The organism is Dellaglioa sp. CoH-56-MRSF-12 (assembly GCF_056782075.1).
This window is the reverse complement of sequence record NZ_JBXAYD010000180.1, coordinates 1-232: the sequence shown is the minus strand read 5'-3', so window position 1 is coordinate 232 and position 232 is coordinate 1. Positions and strand designations below refer to the sequence as shown.

Genomic DNA, 232 nt, shown 5'->3' with positions numbered 1-232 from the left:
ATTCTCGATGTCGAAGATGTCATACACGTAGAAGCCGTAGTAGCCCTCGGGGAATCCTTCGAAGTTCGATTGAATACCCGAACCGCACAGCTCACCTTGGATTGCTACCGCGCGCTCCAGCGTCGCCAGCTTTTCGAGGACCTGCTCTTCGCGCGCCGTTTTCCAGAACTGGTTGCCTTCAGTCTCCACCAGATCGAGGTTACGCGAGCACACACCAGCCACAAATTCAGGG

Annotated in this window: 1 protein-coding gene; it reads right to left on the bottom strand. The window is 55.6% G+C overall.

Annotated elements, in window-relative coordinates:
- Positions 1 to 232, bottom strand: a 232-nt coding sequence (locus tag AC1RPY_RS08240) for an RNA ligase family protein (protein WP_481763197.1), incomplete at both ends; no start/stop codon positions are given.